General features: G+C 65.3%; 3 protein-coding genes. All 3 read left to right on the forward strand.

The features are described from left to right. On the forward strand, positions 1-708 hold a 708-nt coding region (locus tag U5A56_RS36705), incomplete at its 5' end, for an aminotransferase class III-fold pyridoxal phosphate-dependent enzyme (RefSeq protein ID WP_321927357.1). Positions 709-770: 62 nt separating this feature from the next. Then, positions 771-1,886, forward strand: coding sequence for a polyamine ABC transporter substrate-binding protein (locus tag U5A56_RS36710; protein ID WP_321927359.1), 1,116 nt, complete (start codon positions 771-773; stop codon positions 1,884-1,886). A 190-nt stretch (positions 1,887-2,076) separates the two neighbouring features. Further along, positions 2,077-2,397, forward strand: a 321-nt coding sequence (locus tag U5A56_RS36715) for an ATP-binding cassette domain-containing protein (protein WP_321927361.1), incomplete at its 3' end; no start/stop codon positions are given.

Consider the following 2,397-nt stretch of genomic DNA (forward strand, 5'->3'; position numbering starts at 1 on the left):
GCGTTCATCGGCGAGCCGTTCCAGGGCGCGGGCGGCGTGATCTTCCCGCCGTCGACGTACTGGCCGGAAATCCAGCGGATCTGCCGCAAGTACGACATCCTGCTCGTCGCCGACGAAGTGATCGGCGGCTTCGGCCGCACCGGCGAATGGTTCGCGCACCAGCACTTCGGCTTCGAGCCGGACCTGATCACGATGGCCAAGGGCCTGACCTCGGGTTACGTGCCGATGGGCGCGGTGGGCATCCACGAACGCATCGCGCGCCCGATCATCGACAACGGCGAATTCAATCACGGCCTCACGTACTCGGGGCACCCGGTCGCGGCGGCGGTGGCGGTCGCGAACCTGAAGCTGCTGCGCGACGAGGGGATCGTCGAGCGCGTGAAGCACGACACGGGCCCGTACTTCCAGGCGCTGATGCGCGAAACCTTCGCGCGTCACCCGATCGTCGGCGAAGTGCACGGCCACGGTATGGTCGCGAGCCTGCAGCTCGCCGAGTCGCCGGCCGAACGCCGCCGCTTCGCGAACGGCGGCGAGGTCGGCACGATCTGCCGCGACTTCTGCTTCAACGGCAACCTGATCATGCGGGCGACCGGCGACCGGATGCTGCTGTCGCCGCCGCTCGTGATTTCGCGTCAGGAAATCGATGAACTCGTATCGAAGGCGAAGAAGGCCGTCGATGCGACCGCCCAGCAACTGGGCCTTTCGTAACGACTTTGCCTACAGGCGTGCGGCGGGTGCCGCGCGCCGCCATAACCCAGGGGAATTCCACCATGCGTGCCTGCTTTCTTCGCCAAGCCTGTTCCATCGCGGCCCTTGCCGCGGTGGCCGCGTTCACGTCGGTCGCCAGTCCGTCGGCGCATGCCGACGAGCTGAACGTCTACAACTGGTCCGACTACATCGCACCCGACACGATCCCGAACTTCCAGAAGCAGACGGGCATCCACGTCAAGTACGACAACTACGACAGCGACGACACGCTGCAGGCGAAGCTGCTGGCGGGCAGCTCGGGCTACGACATCGTCGTACCGACCTCGAACTACATGGCCAAGCAGATCCAGGCCGGCGTGTACCAGAAGCTCGACAAGTCGAAGATCCCGAACCTCGCGAACCTCGACCCGCTTCTGATGAAGATGATCTCGGACGCCGATCCGGGCAACCAGTACGGTGTTCCCTGGGCCTACGGCACCGACGGCATCGGCTACAACGCGCAGGCGGTGAAGAAGGCGCTCGGCGACAAGGCGCCCGTCGACAGCTGGGCGCTGGTGTTCGACCCGGCCAACATGGAAAAGCTGAAAGGCTGCGGCGTGTCGTTCCTCGACCAGGCCGTCGACGTGTTCGCGGCCACGCTGCAGTACATGGGCAAGGATCCGAACAGCAAGAACCCCGGCGACTACCAGGCTGCGTTCGAAGTCCTGAAGAAAGTCCGCCCGTACATCACCCAGTTCAACTCGTCCGGCTACATCAACGACCTCGCGAACAACGACGTGTGCGTCGTGCTCGGCTGGTCGGGCGACGTCGGCATCGCGCATCGCCGCTCGTCGGAAGCGAAGCGCCCGTACGACATCAAGTTCGCGAACCCGAAGGAAGGCGGCCTGCTGTGGTTCGACGTGATGGTGATCCCGAAGGATGCACCGCACCCCGAGGCCGCGCTGAAGTGGATCAACTACGTGTCCGACCCGAAAGTCAACGCGGCGATCACCAACACGGTGTTCTACCCGACCGCGAACAAGGCCGCGCACCCGTTCGTCACGCCGGCCGTCGCGCAGGATCCGACCGTTTATCCGCCCGAGGACGTGCTGAAGAAGATGGTGCTGATGAAGCCGATGCCGGCCGACATCCTGCGCCTCGAGAACCGTCTGTGGGCGCAGCTGAAGACGGGCCACTGATCACGAACCATTACGGCGGCGCAGGCATCGGCTGAACGCCTGCCCGCCAGAGATCCGCGGACGCTTCGTCCGCCCGCGCGCACCGCGCGCCCTGTTCCATCCGGCACGAGCCGTTGTCCGCGAGTCGCGTTGTACGCCTCGCGCGGGGACGCTCACGCCTGCAATCCGTGAAGAACGAATGGTGACTCCCATGCAATCGATACCCTCTTCCGCTGCCGCACGCCACACCCAACCGGCCGCCGCGGCCCGCACGAAGAACGATGCGTTCGTGCGCATCGAAAACGTCGTGAAGAAGTTCGGCGACAGCACGGCCGTCGACAACGTGAACCTGACGATCGCGAAGAACGAGCTGTTCGCGCTGCTCGGCAGCTCCGGCTGCGGCAAGTCGACGCTCTTGCGCATGCTCGCCGGGCTCGAGACGGCGACCTCCGGCAAGATCTTCGTCGACGGCGAGGACCTCGCGTCGCTGCCGCCGTACCGCCGTCCGGTCAACATGATGTTCCAGTCGTAC

Origin of the sequence: Burkholderia sp. BCC1998 (assembly GCF_905339875.1) — a bacterium.
Taxonomy (GTDB): Bacteria; Pseudomonadota; Gammaproteobacteria; order Burkholderiales; family Burkholderiaceae; genus Burkholderia.

Coding starts and splice junctions, on each gene's coding strand:
- U5A56_RS36710 (WP_321927359.1), top strand. CDS start 771: ATGCGTGCCTGCTTTCTTCGCCAAGCCTGTTCCATCGCGGCCCTTGCC.